Origin of the sequence: Streptomyces yerevanensis, assembly GCF_000716805.1 — a bacterium.
GTDB classification, from domain to species: domain Bacteria; phylum Actinomycetota; class Actinomycetes; order Streptomycetales; family Streptomycetaceae; genus Streptomyces; species Streptomyces flaveus.
The window spans coordinates 21,283-42,367 of record NZ_JNWJ01000060.1 but is presented as its reverse complement, the minus strand read 5'-3'; the positions used below and the strand labels follow the sequence as shown (position 1 = coordinate 42,367).

At 69.4% G+C, this 21,085-nt stretch carries 19 protein-coding genes; 10 read left to right on the top strand and 9 right to left on the bottom strand.

The features are described 5' to 3' along the window. Positions 1 to 62 precede the first annotated feature (62 nt). The 3 genes from OP79_RS39565 (at position 63) to OP79_RS39555 (ending at position 3,964) form a co-directional block, all read left to right on the top strand. Positions 63 to 725 carry a GNAT family N-acetyltransferase gene (locus OP79_RS39565; RefSeq protein WP_245685606.1) on the top strand — a complete coding sequence of 221 codons (663 nt, stop codon included), beginning with the start codon at positions 63 to 65 and terminating at the stop codon, positions 723 to 725. Next, the gene (locus OP79_RS39560; RefSeq protein WP_033327593.1) at positions 725 to 1,657 is read left to right on the top strand and encodes a PaaX family transcriptional regulator C-terminal domain-containing protein; all 933 of its coding nucleotides are present in this window, start codon (positions 725 to 727) and stop codon (positions 1,655 to 1,657) included. Before OP79_RS39565 ends, OP79_RS39560 begins: the two co-directional genes overlap by 1 nt. A gap of 597 nt (positions 1,658 to 2,254) precedes the next feature. After that, positions 2,255 to 3,964, top strand: coding sequence for an MFS transporter (locus tag OP79_RS39555; RefSeq protein ID WP_033327591.1), 1,710 nt, complete (start codon positions 2,255 to 2,257; stop codon positions 3,962 to 3,964). A gap of 231 nt (positions 3,965 to 4,195) precedes the next feature. Here the strand turns inward: OP79_RS39555 and OP79_RS39550 are convergent, their stop codons facing one another. Continuing rightward, entirely contained in the window at positions 4,196 to 4,975 is a 780-nt protein-coding gene (locus OP79_RS39550) for an IclR family transcriptional regulator (protein WP_033327590.1), read from the bottom strand. 146 nt (positions 4,976 to 5,121) lie between these two features. Here OP79_RS39550 and OP79_RS39545 point away from each other — a divergent pair, with 146 nt between their 5' ends. Both OP79_RS39545 and OP79_RS39540 read left to right on the top strand, forming a co-directional pair. Beyond that, positions 5,122 to 6,321, top strand: a complete 1,200-nt coding sequence (locus tag OP79_RS39545) for an FAD-dependent monooxygenase (RefSeq protein ID WP_033327589.1) — start codon at positions 5,122 to 5,124, stop codon at positions 6,319 to 6,321. Between the two features lie 215 nt (positions 6,322 to 6,536). Beyond that, positions 6,537 to 8,234: a thiamine pyrophosphate-binding protein gene (locus OP79_RS39540; protein WP_078492295.1), complete on the top strand. Its 1,698-nt coding sequence runs from the start codon at positions 6,537 to 6,539 to the stop codon at positions 8,232 to 8,234. A gap of 143 nt (positions 8,235 to 8,377) precedes the next feature. Here the strand turns inward: OP79_RS39540 and OP79_RS39535 are convergent, their stop codons facing one another. The 7 genes from OP79_RS39535 to OP79_RS39505 form a co-directional block, all read right to left on the bottom strand. After that, positions 8,378 to 9,316: a dioxygenase family protein gene (locus tag OP79_RS39535; protein WP_211270946.1), complete on the bottom strand. Its 939-nt coding sequence runs from the start codon at positions 9,314 to 9,316 to the stop codon at positions 8,378 to 8,380. 11 nt (positions 9,317 to 9,327) lie between these two features. Continuing rightward, complete coding sequence (locus tag OP79_RS39530; RefSeq protein WP_033327586.1) at positions 9,328 to 10,395, bottom strand: maleylacetate reductase; 1,068 nt, start codon at positions 10,393 to 10,395, stop codon at positions 9,328 to 9,330. A gap of 58 nt (positions 10,396 to 10,453) precedes the next feature. Then, positions 10,454 to 11,050 (bottom strand): nuclear transport factor 2 family protein, encoded by a 597-nt coding sequence (locus OP79_RS39525; protein ID WP_033327585.1) that lies wholly within the window; start codon positions 11,048 to 11,050, stop codon positions 10,454 to 10,456. Positions 11,051 to 11,286: 236 nt separating this feature from the next. Beyond that, positions 11,287 to 12,777: an aldehyde dehydrogenase gene (locus OP79_RS39520; protein ID WP_033327584.1), complete on the bottom strand. Its 1,491-nt coding sequence runs from the start codon at positions 12,775 to 12,777 to the stop codon at positions 11,287 to 11,289. Positions 12,778 to 12,944: 167 nt separating this feature from the next. Beyond that, positions 12,945 to 13,349 (bottom strand): nuclear transport factor 2 family protein, encoded by a 405-nt coding sequence (locus tag OP79_RS39515; protein WP_033327583.1) that lies wholly within the window; start codon positions 13,347 to 13,349, stop codon positions 12,945 to 12,947. After that, positions 13,346 to 14,308, bottom strand: a complete 963-nt coding sequence (locus tag OP79_RS39510) for a PDR/VanB family oxidoreductase (RefSeq protein ID WP_033327582.1) — start codon at positions 14,306 to 14,308, stop codon at positions 13,346 to 13,348. The genes OP79_RS39515 and OP79_RS39510 overlap by 4 nt, the downstream gene beginning before the upstream one ends. Positions 14,309 to 14,317: 9 nt before the next feature. Further along, positions 14,318 to 15,613 (bottom strand): Rieske 2Fe-2S domain-containing protein, encoded by a 1,296-nt coding sequence (locus OP79_RS39505; RefSeq protein ID WP_033327581.1) that lies wholly within the window; start codon positions 15,611 to 15,613, stop codon positions 14,318 to 14,320. 333 nt (positions 15,614 to 15,946) lie between these two features. On the opposite strand from OP79_RS39505, the gene OP79_RS39500 reads away from it, so the two are divergent. Both OP79_RS39500 and OP79_RS39495 read left to right on the top strand, forming a co-directional pair. Next, complete coding sequence (locus OP79_RS39500; RefSeq protein WP_033327580.1) at positions 15,947 to 16,588, top strand: TetR/AcrR family transcriptional regulator; 642 nt, start codon at positions 15,947 to 15,949, stop codon at positions 16,586 to 16,588. A 184-nt stretch (positions 16,589 to 16,772) separates the two neighbouring features. Beyond that, positions 16,773 to 17,195 (top strand): GlcG/HbpS family heme-binding protein, encoded by a 423-nt coding sequence (locus tag OP79_RS39495; protein ID WP_033327579.1) that lies wholly within the window; start codon positions 16,773 to 16,775, stop codon positions 17,193 to 17,195. 57 nt (positions 17,196 to 17,252) lie between these two features. Here the strand turns inward: OP79_RS39495 and OP79_RS39490 are convergent, their stop codons facing one another. After that, positions 17,253 to 18,134: a LysR substrate-binding domain-containing protein gene (locus OP79_RS39490; protein WP_033327578.1), complete on the bottom strand. Its 882-nt coding sequence runs from the start codon at positions 18,132 to 18,134 to the stop codon at positions 17,253 to 17,255. 71 nt (positions 18,135 to 18,205) lie between these two features. Between OP79_RS39490 and OP79_RS39485 the strand changes: the two genes are divergently transcribed. The 3 genes from OP79_RS39485 to OP79_RS39475 are packed head-to-tail and all read left to right on the top strand — an operon-like array spanning position 18,206 to position 20,807. After that, positions 18,206 to 19,411, top strand: a complete 1,206-nt coding sequence (locus OP79_RS39485; protein WP_033327577.1) for a thiolase family protein — start codon at positions 18,206 to 18,208, stop codon at positions 19,409 to 19,411. Further along, on the top strand, positions 19,408 to 20,103 hold the full coding sequence (locus OP79_RS39480; RefSeq protein WP_033327575.1) for a 3-oxoacid CoA-transferase subunit A: 696 nt from the start codon (positions 19,408 to 19,410) through the stop codon (positions 20,101 to 20,103). The genes OP79_RS39485 and OP79_RS39480 overlap by 4 nt, the downstream gene beginning before the upstream one ends. Next, on the top strand, positions 20,100 to 20,807 hold the full coding sequence (locus OP79_RS39475; protein WP_033327573.1) for a 3-oxoacid CoA-transferase subunit B: 708 nt from the start codon (positions 20,100 to 20,102) through the stop codon (positions 20,805 to 20,807). The genes OP79_RS39480 and OP79_RS39475 overlap by 4 nt, the downstream gene beginning before the upstream one ends. The last annotated feature ends 278 nt before the right edge of the window (positions 20,808 to 21,085 follow it).

Sequence of the window (21,085 nt, the reverse complement as noted above, 5' to 3'; positions counted from 1 at the left end):
AACGTAGTAAGGTCGATAGTGCAAGGGTGGGCGTCTCGGCCCGCCGCGCGGAAGGAATGTCGATGGAGCCGATGGACACCCCGAAGAGGGGACACAGGCCGGAGAACGTGGACGGCCCGGGGGTATGCAGGGGCGTACCCCCGGGCAGTGAGACGCGTGTGGCCGCGCTGTACTGGGAGGCTTTCGGGCGGAAGCTCGGCGCCGCCCTGAACCCACCGGACAAGGCCCGCGCTTTCCTCGCGGCTCATCTCCACCACGACCGGGGTGTGGTCGCCGTCGTCGACGGCGAGGTGGCGGGGGTGGCCGGCTACCAACTCAACGAACGCGGCCTGATGGGCGGCGGCGCGGGCGACGTCCTGTCCACGTACGGGACCCTGCGTGGACTACCCCGCCTGACTCTTCTCGTCCTGATGGAACGGCGTCCCGCCGACAGCGAACTCGTGATGGACGGCATCGCCGTCGCCCCGGAGCACCGCGGCAAAGGCATCGGCAGCCTCCTGCTGCGCGAGATCGCGGCCGTGGCCGCCGATCACTCCTGCCGGCGTATTCGTCTCGACGTCATCGACGTCAACCCGCGCGCCCGCGCCCTGTACGAACGGCACGGGTTCATCGCCGTACACACCGAGAAGACCCCGTACCTGCGCAACCTGATGGGCTTCGGCGCCGTCACGACCATGCACCGGCCCGTCACGCCGGCCGTCTCGACGAACCGCCGGGAGGCTTGATGAGCACCCTCCCGAACACCCCGATGGGCGCGCAGGCCGACGCGGACGGCACCGCCCCTGTGCCCGTCCCCACCCGACTACTCGTCCACGCCCTGGTCCGCGAGGACGGCACCGTCGACTCCGGTGAGCTCTACGCTGTCGCCGGTCTTCTGGGCATGACCGACCAGCAGGTCCGCCTCTGCATCAAGCGGCTCGTCGCCGAGGGCCGCTTCACCCACGAAGGCCGTGGACGCAAGGCCCTGTTGAAGGCGGTCGCCGACGTCACCGGCTCGATCACCCCCAACGTCGCCTACGTCCGGCACGCCTACCGCCAGGACCACGGGCTCGCTGCCTGGGACGGTGTCTGGCACCTCTTCGCCTTCGCCATCCCCGAGTCGAGCAGGACCTCCCGCGACGCCCTTCGCGACACCTTGCGCCACCTCGGCGCCGCCCCGGTCCAAAGCGGTCTCTACGTCAGTGCGAACCCCATCGAAGAACTCGTCGAAGCCCAGGCCCGCCACCTCGACGTCGCCCACGCGGTCACCTGCCTCACCAGCACCGACCTGCGCGTCGGGGGCCTCGATCACCCGCCCGCCCTGGCCGCCGCCCTCTGGCCCCTGGACGACATCGCCGCCCGCCACGATCGCCTCGCCGGCCTCGCCCAGGTCTGCCTCGACCGGCTCACGCAGCCAGGCAGTCCCACCGGGCCCGAGCAGTTGGCCATGGCCATCCAGCTCGCCGCGGCCTTCACCCACGCCATGGAACCGGACCCCCTCCTGCCCCCCGAGCTCCTCCCCCAACCCTGGCCCGGGGCCCACGCCCGCCGGCTCACGGCCGCCTGCTGGACCGCACTCGCCGAGGCCGACACTCACGCCCCTACCGGAACCCCTGTCCCACGCTTGTTCGTCCAATACGAGGACCTACTCGCATCTGTCCCCGAGCGCCTTACCTGACACACGGCCGTCCCGGTCAACAGGTCGAGGGGCCACGAAGTTTCCGGGCAGGTGAACTCGTCCGGGCTGGTCTCAACCCGGCTGGTGCCGATGGCACAAGACCTCCTGGAGCGCTGCTCCAGGAGGTGGCCTGAGCCAGGAATCCCCTCCCTTCAGGGAAGGGGAGGATTCAATGCGGTACACCGTCTTCTCCTGCCCCGCGCCGCAGGAGCGGTCCAATTCTTCCCCGCCGAATGTGATGCCGTCGTCCGGCTCCGCAGCAGGCGTACGAGGCAGCCGAGTGGGACCGGCCCCGCTGTGGCCGTCACCCACGGATATTGCGCATCGAGGCTGCTGACGAGTGGTGGCCTGTTCGTCTAATGAACATGCCCATTGAGCGTGACGGGGGTCACTCCTACGTTGTCGCTGCTCGACGGGTCGGCCACAGCGCCGAGCGTCTGAGGCAGGTCCGGTCGAGCCGTGCGGAAACGTTCCGCGAAGGCTCCTGAGGCGTTCGGCAGCGGTGTTGCCGGATGACCGAGACAGAAGCACCCCCTGGCACGGTCCGGCGGCGGGCGCCGGTTCCGACAGCAGCGCTCTGCGCGCAAGGAGTCGTCCATGGTTCAGATCGATTCACCCAGTGCTGCAAAGGGAGAGGGTGGCAGATACACCCTGAGCTCAGGCACGCTGACGGCGGTGGTTCTCGCCGTGTGCCTTGCGCAGATAGCCCTTTCCGTTCCCTCGCTCATCAACGGGCTGATCCAGCAGGATCTCGCGCCGTCCTCGGCCCAACTGACGTGGATCACCGAGGCCTTCATGCTTCCCGTCGCCGCGTTGGGGCTGGGCTTCGGCGTGTTCGGTGACCTGTTCGGCCGTAAGCGCCTGCTCGTCGGGGGCGCCGCGCTCATTGTCGTGGGCTCGACTCTCGCGGTCCTGGTGCCGACTGAGGGATCCTCGACCGATACCCGGGTGACGGTGCTGATCCTTGCCCAGGTCCTCAACGGCATCGGGGCCGCGGCCATCTTCCCGACGAGCCTCGCCATGGTGGCGGCCGGCACGCACACCACCGCCACCCGCGCGCGTGGCGTGGCGATCTGGGCCACCGCGCTCTCGGTCGGCGGCTTCCTCGGACCGCTGCTCGCAGGCGTCGCCGCCAAGATCGAAAGCGGATGGGCCGGGAACGGGAACTGGCGCTGGGCCTTCGTCGGTGTCCTTGTCATCGCTGCGGTGAGCGTGGTCCTGTCGCTCACCCGCGCCCAGAACTCCGCCTCGCCCGAGGGCCGGTCCATCGACTGGCCGGGTCAGATCACTGCCGCGCTCGGCCTGTTCGCTCTGATGTACGCCGTGATCCAGGGACCCGAGAGTGGCTGGGGGAGCCCGCAGATCGTCATCGCGTTCATCGTCGCGGCCGCCTTGCTCGTGCTGTTCGTCTTCGCCGAGAGCCGTGCGTCCGCGCCGCTCCTTCTCCTGAGTGTGTTCAGGAACCGGGCGTTCGCCATGAACTCGGTGGTCACCCTGATCGGTATGTTCGCGTTCCTCGTGATCATGTACGGCACCAGTATCCGCCTCACCACCATCCAGGGATTCAGCCCACTGCGGAGTTCCGTCGCGTTCCTCTTCTTCGGAGGCATCGGCTTCGTACTGCTGCCTCTCACGTCCAAGCTGCTCGAGCGCTACAACCCCCGGTGGGTTCTCTGCGCAGCCCTGACCCTCATCGGCGCCAGCGGGCTGTGGTTCGCCGGCGTTCCGACGAGCGATCGGGCCATAAGCGCCATCGTCGGGCCACTGATTCTCGCCGGCGTCGGCTCGGCACTCGCCTTCGCCTCCATCAGCGCGGTCGCGGTCAACACGTTGCCCAACCACCTCGCCGGTATGGCGAGCGGTGTCACGAGCACGTTCCGGGATCTCGGGTTCGCCCTCGGCCCCGCGATCGCCGGTGCTGTCGCACTGGGCCGGGCCGCCGACGAGATCGCCGGCAAGCTGGCCGGCGATCCTGAACTGAGGAACGCCTACGAGGCTTTCCAGGCTTCTGCGGCCAATGCTCCCGCGGAGCAGAGACCGCAGCTCGAGGCGGCGGTGCACGCCGTGGAATCGGGCCCGCTCGGAGCCAACTCGGTGCCGTCCAGCATCACACTGCCGGATGGTCAGGTCGTGCCCTTCAACCCGCTCAAGGACATCGCTTTCGACGCCCTCAGCAGCAGTTACTCCCTCGCATACGTGCTCGGTGGTGTGGCTGCTCTGGTGGCGGCGGCACTCACTCTCGTGGGTGCGCGCGGTGGTGTGGGCGAGACTCATCTCGACGACGACCCGCACACCCTCAACGACTGACCGCCCGACGAACGGGTCGGCACCGGGACACAGGTGGCAGGCCGGCCAGGACAACCGGAGCGCCTGCCGCGACTCCTCCTCCTCGGAGGCAGCAGTCGCGGCAGGCCACGGCGTACACACGGGTGCGGTTCTCGACCGACGAGGGACGGCGCCTCGGCCACATGCGGTTCTCCCGGCGGCAGCCGCCGGCATGACGCGCTGGTTTCCTCGTCCCGCGAAGTCCCGCGAATGTCACGAGGTGCGAATGGGAATGCCCGGCCTCCAGCCAAGACTCCTGGACAGACCCAGTCCGCTCGCGACCAGCGAGGGGACGGCCGCTTGCAGTTTGATCGAGCCCGCGGCCACCACAACCGACAGAGCCGCGACGACCTTGCCGCGGCCATCGACGATGCGCGTCGCAACCGACTCGGCCCCTTCGCTCAACTCCTCCTTGACGACCACCGTTCCGGTCGAGCGACAGGACGCCAGTTCGCGACGGAGTTCGGCCGGGTCCACGATCGTCCTGGGAGTGAAGCGCTGCAGCCTTCCCGCCAGCACCTCATCGATGAAGTCCGTACTGCTGTGGCTCAGCAGTACCTTGCCGACACCTGAGCAGTGCAAGGGCAGATGGCCACCGACCTGCGACGTCAGACCGACGGCGTTGACCGCCGACAGCCGCTCGATGATCACGGCCTGCTCGCCCTGGAGGACGGCCAGTTGCACATGCTGGCGAAGCGCCGTGTACAGGTCCTCCACGAACGGCTGGGCGGCGCTGCGGAGCGTCTCGGCGCGCGGTGCGAGGGTCCCCAGGCGCCACAGCGGCAGGCCGATCGCGAACCGGTTGTCGCTGGTGCGTTCCAGCGCGCCGGCCTCCACGAGTTCGAGCGTGAGGCGCCTGGCGGTGGCGTGCGGCATGCCGGTACGTCGGACCAGGTCGGCGAGGGTCAGCTCGGTGTTGTTGGGGTCAAAGGCGAACAGCAGATCCCACAGTCGGGAGCTGACCGTGCGTCCTGGCTCGTTCGCGCGAGGCATGGGCCTCTCCTCCATCGCTCATGACCCGGTCACTCTACCTTCTATGTTCGTTGAATGAATGATGGCGTTCTAACAACGCGTACTTTGCGGAACTCTTGCATGCAGTCAGTCACTACCTCGCTCGAGGTCCACGGGAGTGAAAGAGCATGATGAGTACAGAGGACGGCCCTAAGATCGCGATCCTCGGTGGCGGCATCGGGGGCCTCGCCGCCGCGGCTTTCCTTCGCGACAAGGGCTTCGACAGCGACGTCTACGAACAGGCGACCGCACTGACCGAGGTCGGTGCCGGCCTGGTGATCGCGCCCAACGCCGCCCGCCTTCTGCGACGTCTCGGCGTGCTGGACCGGTTCATCAAGCGCGCGGTCCAGATGGAGACCGGCTGGGAGTTCCGGCGCTGGGAGAGCGGCGCCGTCCTCTCCGCGGAGAACCTGGAGAAGGAGTGCGTACGCCTGTACGGCGAGCACACCTACACCGCCCACCGAGCCGACCTGCTGAACGCCTTGAGGTCGGCTGTCCCCGAGCACTCGATCCACCTCGGCAAGCGCTGCGTTTCGGTCGAGTTCGAAGGCGACCAGGCGGTTCTTCGGTTCGAGGACGGCGAGACGGTTCGCCCGGACATCCTCATCGGCGCCGACGGGGTCCACTCACGAGTGCGCGGCGCCATCGTCGGGCCGACTCACGCCAGGGAGTCGGGCATCTGTGCCTTCCGGGCTCTCGTACCGGCCCAGAAGGCACCCGACTTCGCCAGGCGGCGCGCCCAGACCCTCTGGATCGGCCCCGACCGCCACCTCGTGCACTACCCGGTCTCCGGCGAGGAGTACGTCAACCTCGTCGCCTTCACACCGGCCGGGGGCAACAGTGTCGAGTCGTGGACGGCCACCGCGACGCTCAGGGAACTGCTCGACGAGTTCGCCGGTTGGGACCCGCGTCTGGTGGAGCTGATCACGGCAGCCGACACGCCGGGGCGCTGGGCGTTGCTCGACCGCGAGCCCCTCGACCACTGGAACCGTGGAAACACGACCCTGCTGGGTGACGCGGCCCACCCGATGTTCCCGTTCTTCGCCCAAGGTGCCGCCCAGGCGATCGAGGACGGCGCTGTCCTGGCCCTCTGCCTTGCAGCGGACCCGGACAACCCGACCGCGGCACTGGGGCGCTACGAAGAACTCCGTCGACGCCGCACGGCACGCCTGCAGGAGGTGTCGCACGGAAGGTCTCACATCAACCACCTTCCGGACGGCCCCGAGCAGCAGGCGCGCGACCTGGCGTACTCGCAGGCCGACCCACTCAGGACGAACGGCTGGATCTACGAGTACGACCCCGAGGTCGCTGTCTCGGCCTCGGTGTGAATCAAAGCCGGCCTCGAGGATCCGGGGCCGAGGTCTCGACCTTTCGACGCCGAACGCCGAACAAAGCATTGACCATCCAACGAACACAGCCGTTGTCGTCACCCGGGCCGCACCCGAGACTCCCGTACGGGCGGCCCGAGATGCGGCCCTGTCCCGGCCCTGTTCCAACGACCCTTGTCGAAACCCTGAGTACGTCCAGAGAGGCGGACCACCGAATGGCAACCGCAACCGGTAGTGGGCTCGTCGTGCGAACGCTGCAGCGAGCCGGAGTCGACGTGGCCTTCGGCCTGCCCGGAGCGCACATCGACCCCATTCTCCAGGAGGCCCTGGACGCCAAGCTCCGGGTCGTCGACGTGCGGCACGAGATGAACGCCGGCCATGCGGCCGAGGGCTATGCACGGGTCACCGGGGACCTGGGGGTCGCCGTCGTCACGGCCGGTGGCGGCTTCACCAACGTCCTGACCTCGATCACCAACGCCTATCTGGACCGGACCCCCGTCCTCTACATCGCAGGCTCCGGTCCTCTCGAACGGGACGAGATCAACGACCAGCAGGCCGGATTCGACCAGGTCGCCATGGCGGCCCCGGTGACCAGGTTCGCGCACCGCGTCACCCGCGCCGACCTGATCCCCCGCCTGGTCGCCCAGGCGATCCGCGCCGCGCAGTCGGAGCCCAAGGGCCCGGTGCTCCTCGACATCCCCTGGGACGTTCTGCGCCAGACGGTCGACGTCGACGAGGTCGAGGACTACCGCGTCGAGATCGACGGCACCGGCATCGCCTCCGCCGCCGCGGTCGACCAGATCCTCGGGGCGCTCAGCACCGCCCGGCGGCCGATCGCGCTGGTCGGCAAGTCCTTCGTCACCGCCGAGGCACGGGCCCGGTTGCACGAGTTCGCCGCCCGTGCCGGAGTGCCCCTCCTCTCCGACTGGGAGGGTCTCGGGGCGATCGTCGGCTCCGAGCAGCAGGTCGGTCTCGTCCAGACCCTGGCCACCGTCCCCGAGGACGAGCGGCCCGACCTGGTCCTGCTGCTCGGACTGCGCTTCGGAATGACCACCGGGTTCGGCACGGGCCAACTGCTCCCGAAGAGCGCGCGGATATTGCAGATCGACCCCGACGGCCGTGAGCTCGGCCGTCTGCAGGATGTCGAACTCGGCATCCAGGCCGACCCGATCGGCACGATCGGCCTGCTGAACGAGCGCCTGGGCGACAGCCCCGTGCCCTCGGGGCGCGGCGACTGGCTGGGGACCCTGCGGGACGTCTCGGTCGCCCGGCGGTCCGCCCTCGCAGCCGAGACCGAGAAGCACGAGGACGACGCGATCCACCCGTACCTCGCGGTCCGCACGATCACCGAAAGCGTCCCCGACGGGGCCACCGTGCTCGTCGACGGAGCTCTGACCGAGCTGTGGCTCTCCGAGACGATCGCGCTCGCTCCTCTGGCCCACTACCTCGGGCACGGCTACCTCAGTTCGATGGGGAGCAACCTCGGTGTCGCTCTGGGAGCGCAGTACGCGACTCCCGACAAGGCGACGATCCTCGTCACCGGCGACGGCGCGGTCGGCTACAGCCTGGCCGAGTTCGACTCCCTCGTCCGGGCGGGGCTCCCGGTCGTTGTGATCGTCCTCAACAACCAGGCCTGGGGTGCCACCCTGCACACCCAGCAGTTCTTCTACGGACAGGAACGCGTCACCAACAACCGCCTGGAGAACGGCTCCTACAGCGGCGTGGCACGAGCTCTCGGTGCGGACGGCGTCGACGTCACGGAGCTGGACCAGCTTCGCCCGGCGATCGAGGCCGCCCTCGCGGCCCGCCGGCCGACGTGCATCGACGTGCGAGTGAGCCTCGCACCCATTCCTCCGGAGGAGCGCGTCATGAACGGCGAAGCTCCGTTCGGCGGTGTCGAGAGCGGGGCATGAGCCACCACTCCGAACCGCCCACGAAGTCGAGGAGCGCTGCGAGGGAACCGAGGTTCCCTCGCAGCGCTCCTCGACGCCGCGTGCCGCCTCCGCGGCAAGAACTGCCTCCTCAAGTCGGACTCAAGTCGGAGCGGCAGGCGCGGTCATACGCCCGCGGGAGCGAGGACGATGTCGAAGCGCACCCGGCTCCACGTGCCCTCGATGACGCGGCCGTCGGGCGTCGGCGTGCCGGCGGGCTGTTGCTCGAACCGCTTGATCAGTGAGTCCTTCACCCCGAAGACGGTGTCCTTGCGGCCGATCGGGTCGCCCTCGGGGAAGATGTGGGTCACCAGCGTGCGCGCCCCCTCGTGGGACACCATGAAGTGCAGGTGGGCGGCGCGCAGCGGTGAGCGGCCGACCGCGTCGAGCATCTTGCCGACGGGTCCGTCGTCGGGGATGGGGTACGGCGTCGGGGTGAGGCCCCAGAAGCGGTAGCTGCCGTCGGCCGCGGAGAAGAGGTGCGCCCGCCCTGCGCGCTTTCCGGCGTCGTACTGCACGTCGTAGAACCCGTCCTCGTCGGCCTCCCAGACCTCGAGCCGCGCGCCGGCGAGCGGGGTGCCGTCGGTGTCGGTGACGGTGCCCTCGACCCAGCAGGGCTCGCCGGGGGCACCGAAGGCCAGGTCGCCGCCGAGCTCGATCCCCGGGGCGTCCTCGACGAAGAACGGCCCGAAGACGGTCGCCTCGGTGGCGCCCTTGTAGGCCTGGTTGTTGACGTTGATGGTCTGCATGCTCGCGCCGAGGGTGTCGGACAGCAGGATGAACTCCTGCCGGACGTCGTCGGTGATGTGGCCGGCCTTGGTGAGGAAGTCGATCGCCGTCCCCCATTCCTCCTCGGTCAGCCGGACCTCGCGGACGAAGGAATGCAGGTGCTTGACCAGGGAGGTCATGAGTTCCTGCAGCCGCGGGTCCTCGCAGAGGCCGAAGGAGGCCACGACGTTGTCGACGAGCTGCTGCTCGACCGCCTGCTGCTCCGGCGACACCTCGCGGTAGATCGCGCCGTGAGCACCGGCCTGGGCCGAGCCGGGGTTGACGTAGGTAGCCATGACGGCCTCCTTCAGTTGATCGGGTCGCCGGCCCACGCCGCCCTCAGCAGCGCGGTCAGGTTCTCGTCGGTGACGGGGGTGGGGTTGTCGGCCGGGATCACCTTCGTGATCGGACCCAGCGCCTTGGCGATGCCGTCCTCGGGCATGCCGTAGTCGCGCAGCGCCCTCGGCGCGTCCAGCAACTGGCGCAGGGCGGCCAGGCCGGCGCCCGCCGCCTCGGTGTGGAAGACCGTGCCGAAGGCCTGGGCGATACGCGCCTCCGCCTCGGGGGCCTGCGGGGCGTTGAAGGCCAGCACGTAGGGCAGCACGACCGCGTGGGTCTGCGCGTGCGGGAGGTTGAACATGCCGCCGAGGACGTGGCAGATCTTGTGATGCATCCCGGAGCCGGCCGAGGCGAACGCGACAGCGGCGAGGTAGGCGCCGTACAGCGTCTGCTCGATGCCCTCGACGCTTGTCGAGTCGTCGGCCACCGCCGGCAGGCCGGTCGCCAGTGCGCGGATGCCCTCTTGGGCCAGCGCCCGGTCGATCGGGTCCGTACGTGGCCCCCACATCGAGTCCACGCAGTGCGCCATCGCGTTCAGGCCGCTGGCCACGGTCATCTCGCCGGGCAGCGTGGTCAGCAGAGCGGCGTCGTACACGACCGACGCGGGCAGCACCTTGTCGTCCACACCGGTGGTCTTGGTCTCGCCTTCGGTCAGGCCCCACACGTTGGTCGCCTCGGAGCCGGCGTACGTGGTGGGTACCGCGACGATCGGCAGCCCGGTGCTCATCGCAACGGCCTTGGCCAGACCCGTGGTCGAGCCGCCGCCGACGCTGACCAGGATGTCCGCGCCCGCGTCGACCGCCGCCCGGAGGGCTCGCCCCGCGACCTCGACCGGTACGTGCATCACGACCTCCTCGTGACGCAGCACGACCGGGAGTTCCTTGGCGATCGGGTCGGCCAGTTCCTTCTCGCGGTCCGACGCGATCAGCATGACCCTGGAACCGCCGAGTGCCTCGACCTCCGCCGCCACGGCGACGGGCGACTCCCCGGCCGCGAACACCACCCGCTGGGGAAGGGTCTCGTGTGTGAACCTCATCGTTTGTTCCTCGGGTAGGTCTTCGGCTGGGTCGACCGCATGCGGGTGACGGCCCGCATCAGGCCCCGGCCAGCCATTGTGTGCCTTCGGAGTAGAGCTGCTCGACTGCGGTGCCGGTGAGGCCGGGAAGCCCGTCCTTCACCGTGAAGCCCGCCTTGGTCTGCAGGTAGGCCAAGTGCCGGTAGCCGGTCGGGAACCGGTCCAGGAGCTCGGGATCCAACGTCAGTGAGGCAGCGGGGTCGACGACGTCGAGCCGGTCCTTCTCGTAGATCGGCTGCCGACGCACGATGCTCCAGCGGCCCTCGTCGCGGGAGAGGAAGTCGTGGAAGCGGCCGGTGCAGACGACATCGACCTCGACGCCGTCGATGCTCGCACGCTGGTTGATGGTCATCTTCGTCTGGGCGATGGCTCGGTCGCCGACGATGTCCGCGGTGTGGCCACCCAGGAAGTGGAGGATGCTGACTCCGTTCTCGAAGCCCTCACGACTGGCCTTGATGAATTCGGTGGCGCTTCCCTGGAACCAGGTGGCGCTCATCCAGCCGTCGCGCGGATGCCAGACCGTGGCGAAGCGGTCCCAAGCCCCGGCATCGCGCCACAGTGCCCAGTTCTCGATGAGCTGCCGGATCTCGTGGCGGTCGTTGTCGGCCTGCGACATTGCTGACTCCTTGGAGGGGTGGAGATCCCTGGTACAGGGGCCTCGTCAGACAGACCTGAGGAACTCCTCCAGCTCGCGGTCGAGCCGCTGGGAGGCCTCTGTCTCTCGGGCGTCCGCCAGCCAGGCCGCGCCCACCGCCGGGCTGAAAGCCGCGGCAAGGCACCACAGCCATGGGAGCAAGGGCCGGGGGCGCGGCGCACGCCGTGTCACGTGCGCCGTACGAACTCGTCCCATCGTCAGATGGGGTAGTGGCGGGAACCGGACTGAATGGTGATCCAGCGCAACTCCGTGAACTCCTCCAACGCGGCGCGGGACCCGAACCGGCCCCAGCCGCTGGCACCGACACCACCGAAGGGCATCTGGGGCTCGTCGTGCACGGTGGCGCCGTTGATGTGGCAGATGCCGGACTTGATCCGGCGGGCCACGTCGAGCGCCGCGGCCGCGTCCTTGCCGAAGACCGCGGCGGAGAGCCCGTACTCGGTGTCGTTGGCGACCGCGACGGCCTCGTCGGTCGAATCCACCTCGATGACGGAGACCACCGGTCCGAAGGTCTCCTCGGTGTAGACACGCATGTCCGGCGTGACACCGCGCAGCACGGTGGGCTGCACGAACAGGCCGTCGGACGTGCCGCCGGTCAGGACCTGCGCACCCTTGGCACGGGCGTCCTCGATCAACTCGACCACGTGGTCGCGGGCGCCGGCGTGGACCAGCGGACCGATCTGTGAGGTGGGGTCGCTCGGGGGGCCGACGACCAGCTTGGCGGCACGCTCGGCCAGACGGGAGGAGAGCTCGTCGGCGACGGCTCTGTCGACGATGACGCGCTCGGTCGACATACAGATCTCGCCCTGGTTCATGAAGGCACCGAAGCTGGCCGCGGCGGCTGCCTCCTCCAGATCCGCGTCGGGAAGCACCAGGAACGGTGCCTTGCCACCGAGTTCGAGGACCACACGGGTGAGGTGGCGACCGCCGAGTTCGCCGATGATACGGCCGACCCTGCTGGATCCGGTGAAGTTCACGCGCGTCACGGCGGGGTGCGCGATCAGCGCCTCGACGACGCTCGGGCCGTCCTCGGGCGCGTTGCTGATGAGGTTGACCGCTCCGGCGGGCACACCGGCGTCGTGCAGCACCTGGACGATGGCGGCCTGGGTGAGCGGCGTCTGCTCGGAGGACTTCAGTACGACGGTGTTGCCCCACACCAGTGGCCACACGATGGCGCGTACGCCGAGGATGAGCGGTGCGTTCCACGGTGCGATGCCGACGACGACGCCGACCGGCTGACGCACGCTGAGGGCGGTGAGGCCGGGCACGTCCGACGGGATGACCTCGCCGACGGCCGCGTACGCCTGGGCCGCCGCCTCGACGAGCATGCCCTTCGCGACGTGCACGTTGAAGCCGCACCAGGGGAGAGTGGCGCCCATCTCCCGGCTCATCGTGGCGACGATGTCGTCGGTGCGCTCGTCGAGCAGGGCGGCCGCACGCTCCAGAACCGACCGCCGTGCGGCCGGCGGAAGGGCCGACCACTCCGGAAGGACCGCCGCCGCCGCGTCAACCGCGTGGTTGACATCACCGACGGAGGCCGCGGCGACCCGTGCGATCGGTTCGCCGGTCAGGGCCTCGGTGGTCTCGAAGTAGCGGCCGTCCTTGGCCGCGACGTGCTCACCCGCGATGAAGAGGTCACTGGTCCGGACCGCGCCGGATGTGGGTGCCTCGATCTCAGTGGCTGACATGTGTTGCCTCACTTCCACGACAGCGGCGATCGCCGCATGAACCATGCAGGGCGATCGCCGCACGAATCATGTACGTCGAACACTCCATGACCGGCGGCACGCCCTGAACCCTGTTGTCCATTCATCGGACAGCGTCGTGAGGGTCGTGCCGTCAGCCTTCCGGGACGTCAGACCGGCGGGAACCGCCTGCCCATGACCATGTGCGCCAGGCGCCAGCCCTCCGCGGTCTCCTCCCAGACCTTCGTCACCACCTCCTGCATCGGGAACGGCGCGAGGTTCTCGTCGAGGACGGTGTACATCTCGTGGAAGCACGTGGTGATCGCGGTGTTGCCACGCACCGTGATCTCGAGCTCCGTGGCCTTCGCGGAGACCGAGCGGCGGCGGGTCACATGGAAATGGGCCCAGGTCTCCCGGTCGTCGACCCTCCCGACCGGGCCGTGGACGACGCGGCTGTCCTCGAGCATGAGGGGGATCGTCGCTTTCTCGCCCTCGACGAGAGCCACGAGCCATGCGGCCTCCATCTGCTCGATCGCCTCGACGGCCTTGGTGGTTGCGGTGGACGTTGTTGTCATAGGTCCAGCTCCAGAATCGGTGAGTGTGCTCGGGACGAGCACGTGGTGAACATGCCGTCGGCGCGTTCACGGTCGGTCAGGATGTCGTCGCGGTGGTCGGGCTCTCCGGCGAGTACGCGCACGATGCACTCGCCGCAGATTCCCTGCTGGCAGGAGTAGGGGGCGTCGACGCCGCCCGCGAGCAGGGCGTCGAGGACGCTCTCGCCGTCCTTGACCTCGTACTCGCCGCCGGTCTTGGCCAGCCGCACCCTGAACGTCCTGCCGGCCGTGTGCGCGGCGGCGTCCTCCACGGGTGCGAAGCGCTCCTTGTGGATCGCTTCGGCGGGCCATCCCGCTCCGAGTGCCATGGAGATCACGAAGTCCATGAAGCCCCCGGGGCCACAGACGTAGATCGCCGTGTCGGGGTCGGGCGGACCGAGGTCGGTGGCGGAGATGAAGCGCTGGTCGTCCGGGCCGTCGTCGAAGTGGAGCCGAACGCGGGGGTTCTGCTCCAACTCGTCGAGGAACGCCGAATCCGGCCGGCTTCGAGCGAAGTGGTGCAACGTGTACTCCGCGCCCCTGGCGTCGAGCTCGTGTGCCATGGCCAACAGGGGAGTGACGCCGATTCCGCCGGCCATCAGCAGATGGCGACGCGCCTGGTCCGAGACTCCGAACCTGTTGCGCGGACGGGAGATCCGCAGCCTGTCGCCCTCGCGGAGCCGGTGCATTCCCAGCGAGCCGCCGCGCGACGCCGTCTCGGCCAGCACTGCCAGCCGGTATCGGGCGCGGTCGTGCGGCGGCCCGCACAGGGAGTACTGGCGGACCAGCCCGGCGGCACCGTCCACCAGTACGTCGACATGGGCGCCGGCGGCGAACTCCGGGAGCTCGACGTCGTCGGGACTGACCAGTTCGAGCACCACGATCCGGGCGGTCGCGTCGTGCCGGGCGACCACGATGGTGTCGAGCCACTCGTTGCTCATGGCTCTGGCTCAGATGCCGGCGGCGGCCGGGGCGTCGGCGTCGTCGCCCGCCTTGCGCTTGCCGAGGGTGAAGAGGCCGGACTCGGTGCGGTGGACCACCGACGGGTCGCGGACGATGTTGATCGGGTCGCGCCCGGCCTCGACGTCGTCGGCCATCGAGAGAAGCATGCGACGCAGCATGACGACGCCGCGGTCTCCGGTGGCCAGGGTCTCCTCGGAGTCCAGGGTGATGGCTCCCTGCGAGCCCTGGGCCTCCGCGTCACCGGGGAACTTCTGGCGCTCCTCGTCGGTCAGCTCGTGGTTCTGCTTGCCGTTCTGCGTGATGCCGATCACGAAGTGGATCATGCGCTCGGGATCGTTCGTGCGGATCGAGAAGAAGAGCCGGTGGCTGGTGTCGTCGGAGGGCACGACCCACAGCAACTGGTCCGGCCGCTCGTCGGGGGTGACCTTCACGAAGTTCGGCAGGCCGAAGACGTTGGGAAGGTGCTGCTCGACCGCGAAGCCGTACTCGGTGACCTCGCCGTCCTCGCCTTCCATCTCGAACCGCTGGGTGTACTTCAGCCCGTGGTCGGTGCGCTCGTACGTCACACGGTCGGCGACGAGGGCCGGGTCGAAGAAGTTCTCGGGGTAGCCGAAGGTGCCGGTGCCCAGCATCTGGTACCCGCTGTGCGTGGAGTGGAGCCAGGTGACGTGCGTCGGGTCGGCGGAGTTCTCGTAGATGTTGAGCCAGCTGAAGTCCGTCGGCATACCGAGGACCGCGGCGTGGGGGACCGGCCAGCTGGCGAAGTACTTCTCGTCCTCCGCGGGGTTCTCCAGCACGTCGTAGCGGGGGAGTTCGGGCTTGAGCTCGGGCGGGCCCATGTAGACGAAGACCAGGCCGTAACGCTCCTCCACCGGGTACCACGGCTGACGGGCGGCGTCGCGCCTGCGCCCCAGGCCCGGCTCGCACGCCTGCTCGATGCAGCGGCCTTGCACGTCGAACTTCCAGCCGTGGTAACAGCAGCGGATGCCGTCGTCCTCGACCCGGCCGTAGAAGAGGCTGGCGCCTCGGTGGGTGCAGCGCTCGATCACGACACCGGGCTTGCCCTGCCCGTCCCGGAACACGACCAGGTCCTCGCCCAGTACGCGGGTCTTCTGCGGCAGGGCGCCGGCGATGAGCGTCTCGGAGCTGGCGACCGGGTGCCAGTAGCGGCGCAGCGCCTCGCCCATGGGTGTACCGGGCCCGACCTCGCGCAGACGGGCGTTGTACGAGGGTTTCGGGCGGCCGTAGGCCGTGCCCGTGTCGACTTCTGAAGTGGTGGTCATCGTCCTGCCTCCTGTGCGGCTCGGGCGCACAGGAGGTGGTGAGTGCAGGGCTGTGGGGATCACCTGCGAGGGCACCGTCATGTGCGACACGCAAAATTAAAACGTGATTCACATTCGCATTTCTTCTCGCGGTGCGTCAAGAGTCGCGTTCGGTGCTTCCTCGGTCGGGGAGAGTGGTCACCCGACGGGCGGCCTCGGCCGCGAGCCGGTCAGCGTGGTCCCACCCCTGTGTGCGCCGCTCACCCACCGGCCTGATCGCGCCGCTGTCCGCGGCCCGGCAGTGCTGGATGCGGGGCCGCCGGAGCCGATGTCGGCGGCGTATACGCTGGGTTGGTGAGTACCGAACCGTCACTTGATCTGCCGCCGGCGCAGCAGGCGCGCAGCCGGCTTACCCAGCAGCGGATCCTGGAAGCAGGTACGGCCCTCCTCGAAGAGGGCGGCACCGAGGCGCTCACTGTCGCGGCCGTCGCTGCTCGAGCGGGCGTCTCGGTGGGCAGCGTCTATCGACGGTTCGCCGGCAAGGACCGCCTGATCGCGGCTCTGCAGCTCGACATGATCGATCACTTTCGCGCTGACACCATTCGCCGCTTCACTCCGCAGCGAACAGAGCCGACCGCCCTGGTCGCCTCGGCGGTCGCCGGACTCACCGGGACGTATCAAGCGCACGAGCGCCTGATGCGGGTCTTCTTGGCCGCAGGTGCCACCGATCCCGCAGTGGCTCGAGTCGGGTCCGAGGCCGCCACTGATGCCTGCCATGTCTTCCGGCAGTTCCTGGAGCCGATCCTGCCGATGATCGACGCGCCGGAGCCGGAGTTGCGCCTGGATGTCGTCTACCGCTTGGTCTATGGGGCCTGCCAGAACCGCGTGCTGTACGGCGAACTGTTCGAGTCCGACCGGCCGCTGACGTGGCGTCAGCTCACCGATGAGCTCGTGGACGTTGCCTGCCTGTACCTCCTCGGCAGGCCGGCGCAGTAAGTTCTGAGCATCCGGATGCGAATGTGAGAACCGCTTCACATCTGTGGTCGGGCGGCTGCATACTGGCCGGGCTCCCGGCGCCTTGGGGATCAGCGATCGCCTGGACCGAGGGCGCCCAAGGACTCCACGGAAGACGGCCGGTTGACCGTTCGGTCACCAGGTCACCAAGGGAAGGAACCGCTCGATGCGAGAGCCCCTCAGCTACGAGATCGCGCACGGCGCCGCACTTGCCGCTCTGGAAGCGGGAAGGGCCGAGGGGCACAAGGTGTGCGCTGTCGTGGTCAACCGAAGTGGCGTCACGAAGGTCCTTCTCAGTGACGACGGCGTTGGCCTCCTCGGCGTGGAGACCGCGCGACGCAAGGCTTACACGTCGGCCGTGAGTGGTGTCCCGACGGCCAAGTTCGCGGCCTTCGCCGCGTCCCCCCAGATGCAGGTGGCACCTCCCCACCTGGTCGATGCCAACCTTCTGCCGGTCGCCGGCGGCGTGCCGATCGTGACGGCCGACGGGGAGGTCATCGGCGCCATCGGCGTGGGCGGGGCGGATGACGTCACCGACGACCGCATCGCGCAACAGGCTCGCGATTCCGTCGCGAAGATCGTTGCGTAGGCCTTCCTCCTGGTCGGCGAGGCGGCGATGCCGAGCCTTCCGGCGTCGGCAGATGTCTCAGAACGCCGCCCGGATGATCCCCACGGTGCGCGCCAGGTGCGGCTCGGAGCGGTCGGGGCGGTGGGCCACGGCCAGTTCCACGCGTGCGTCGGCCCCGGCCAGCGGCAGGTAGGCGACGCCGTCGAGCGCCAACGCGGTCACCGGCTCGGGGACGACCGCGACGCCGAGGCCGCCGGCCACGAGTGTGACCAGCGTCGAGGTCTCGCCGACCTCGTGGCGGATGTGCGGCTCGACGCCGGCGTCGCGCAGCAGGCCCAGCACCACGTCGTACATCACCGACCGGCGGTCGGCGGAGTGCACGATCAGGTCGGCGCCGGCCAGGTCCACCACCCGCAACCGTTTCCGGCGGGCGAGGCGGTGGTCGACCGGTACGGCGACGACGAGGCGGTCCCGGCGCAGGGTGTGCACGGTGAGGGAGAGGTCGGCCGCCGGAGGGCGCAGCAGCGCGACGTCGATCGCGCCGGTGCGCAGCGCCTCGACCTGGTCGGGCGCGAGCATCTCGCCGCGGAAGGAGAAGTCGACGCCGGGAAGCTCCTCCGAGAGCCGCCGCGAGAGCGCGGGCAGGAGGCTGTACGTCGCCGAGCCCACGCACCCGATCGCGAGGTGGCCCACCGAGCCGGCGGCGACGAGCCGTGCGTGGTGGGCGGCCTCGTCGACGTCGGCGAGGATCGCGCGCGCCCGCTCGAGATAGGCCCGGCCGGCCTCGGTGACGTCCACGCGGCGTGTGGTGCGGTGGAGCAACTCGACGCCCAGCTCGGCCTCGAGCTGGCGGATCTGCTGGGAGAGCGGCGGCTGGGCCATGTGGAGCCGCTCGGCGGCGCGACCGAAGTGGCGCTCCTCGGCCACCGCCACGAAGTACCGAAGATGACGCAGATCCATATGTTGTCCATATCAATCGGGCCGGATATGCGTACTTCAGAATATCGTTGCCCGGGATTAGCGTCGCTGCCATGAGTGCTTTCATCTATGCCGCGACGCGCACGCCGTTCGGCCGCTTCAACGGCGCGCTGGCCGGCGTCCGCCCCGACGACCTCGCCGCCGCCGCGATCACCTCGACGCTCGCCAGGGTGCCGGGCCTCGACCCTGCCGCGATCGACGACGTGGTGTGGGGCAACGCCAACGGCGCCGGCGAGGAGAACCGCAACGTCGGCCGCATGGCGGCGCTGCTCGCCGGGCTTCCGGTGAGCGTGCCCGGCACCACGGTCAACCGGCTCTGCGGTTCGAGCCTCGACGCGGCGATGACGGCCAGTCGCACGATCGAGTCCGGCGACGCCGAGGTGGTGTTGACCGGCGGTGTGGAGTCGATGACGCGTGCGCCGTGGGTGCTGCCCAAGCCGGCGAAGCCGTTCCCGGCCGGTGATGTCACCGCGGTCTCGACCACGCTCGGCTGGCGGCTGGTCAACCCGCGGATGCCGAAGGAGTGGACGGTCAGCCTCGGCGAGGCCAACGAGCAGCTCCGGGAGCGCTTCGGGATCTCCCGCGAACGGCAGGACGAGTTCGCCGCCCGCTCCCACCAACTCGCCCACCAGGCCTGGGAGTCGGGCTTCTACGACGACCTGGTGGTACCGGTCGAAGGCGTCGGCCTGACTCGCGACGAGGGCATCCGAGCCGGATCCACACCGGAGGTGCTGGCCGGTCTCAAGCCGGTCTTCCGTACACCGGAACAGGGCGGCACCATCACCGCGGGCAACGCCAGCCCGCTCAACGACGGCGCCTCCGCGGTGCTGTTGGGCAGCGAGAAGGCCGCGGCCATGATCGGGGCCGACCCGATCGCACGCATTGCCGGCCGCGGCGTGATGGCGCTGGAGCCGCAGGCCTTCGGCTACGCCCCGGTCGAGGCCGCGAATCGCGCGCTGGCGCGGGCCGGGATCGGCTGGGACCAGGTGGGCGCGGTCGAGCTCAACGAGGCCTTCGCCGTGCAGTCGCTCGCCTGCCTCGACGCGTGGAAGGTCGACCCCGCCATCGTCAACCAGAAGGGCGGCGCCATCGCGATCGGGCACCCGCTGGGCGCCTCGGGCGGTCGCATCCTCGCCACGCTGGCCAAGGTGCTGCGCGAGACGAAGCAGCGCTACGGCGTCGCCGCGATCTGCATCGGGGTCGGTCAGGGGCTGGCCGTCGTACTCGAGAACTGCGACATCACGGAGACGGCCCAGTGAGCCGGGCGGAGATCGTCGAGAGCGCGGATGCGGCGGTCGCCGGCATCGAGGACGGCTCCACCGTCCTCGTCGGCGGCTTCGGCCTGGCGGGCATGCCGTTCGATCTGATCGACGCGCTCATCCGGCAGGGGGCGAAGGACCTCACGATCGTGTCCAACAACGCCGGCAACGGCGACGTCGGGCTGGCCGCGCTGCTGGCCGCCGGCCGGGTGCGCAAGGTGCTCTGCTCCTTTCCGCGCCAGGTCGACTCCTGGGTCTTCGACGGCCTCTACCGCGAGGGAAAGATCGAGCTCGAGGTGGTGCCGCAGGGCAACCTCGCCGAGCGGATGCGCGCGGCCGGTGCCGGCATCGGCGCGTTCTACTGCCCGACCGCGGTCGGCACGCCGCTGGCCGAGGGCAAGGAGGAGCGCGAGATCGACGGCCGCAAGTACCTGCTGGAGTACCCCATCAAGGGCGACTACGCGCTGATCGGCGCGCACGTCGCGGATGCGATGGGCAACCTCGTCTACCGCAAGACCGCCCGCAACTTCGGACCGGTCATGGCCACGGCCGCGACGACGACCATCGTCCAGGTCGACCAGGTCGTCGAGCCCGGGAAACTCGACCCCGAGGCCGTCGTCACCCCGTCCATCTACGTCGACCGGGTCGTCCAGGTGGCGGCCCGTCACTACACCGTGCAGGGGGCCCGATGACCACCACGCCAAGCACCACGTCGAGCGGCCAGGCGTACGCCGGGGCGCCGAGGAGCGCCGAACACCGGCTCTCGATGGACGAACTGGCCGCCGTCATCGCACGCGACATTCCGGCCGGCGCCTTCGTCAATCTCGGTATCGGGCAGCCCACCAAGATCGCCGATCATCTGCCGGCCGACTCCGGGGTGGTGCTGCACACCGAGAACGGCATGCTCAACATGGGTCCCAAGGCCGAGGGCGACGCGATCGACCCCGACCTGACCAACGCCGGCAAGGTCCCGGTGACCGAGCTGCCGGGAGCGGCGTACTTCCACCACGCCGACTCCTTCGCCATGATGCGCGGCGGGCACCTCGACGTCTGCGTCCTCGGGGCATACCAGGTGGCCTTCAACGGCGACCTCGCCAACTGGACCACCGGCAAGCCCGACGACATCCCCGCCGTCGGCGGCGCCATGGACCTCGCCATCGGCGCCAAGGACGTCTACGTGATGATGACGCTCTTCACCCGCTCCGGTGAGCCGAAGCTCGTGCCGCAGTGCACCTACCCCCTCACCGGCGTCGGCTGCGTCAGCCGCGTCTACACGGACTGCGGCGTCTTCGACGTCGGCCCCGACGGCGTACGGATCCGGGAGACGTACGGCATCAGCGCCCACGAACTCGCGGAGCGACTCGGCGACGTGGGAGCAAACGGTCGAGTGGCTTGAGGAGCGATCGCCGGAACCCTGGGGCCAGTCCCGCCGCTTGAAGATCACGTACAAACTGGTGTCGCGCATGAAGGAGAGCAGGGCGTCGGCGGTCTCGGGGTCGGCCCCCTCCGGGTCGCCGAGCCCGATGGCGAGGTGCGCGCTCGACAACTGCGCTCCTTCAGCGGAGGCGTAGCCGCCACTTTCTCTCTCACGTCGACATTGGTTCGCCGACCCCGCCACGGTGATCCGATCATGGTGTGCCCGCGGCACGCAGCGCCCCGCCCGCTCATTGCTCC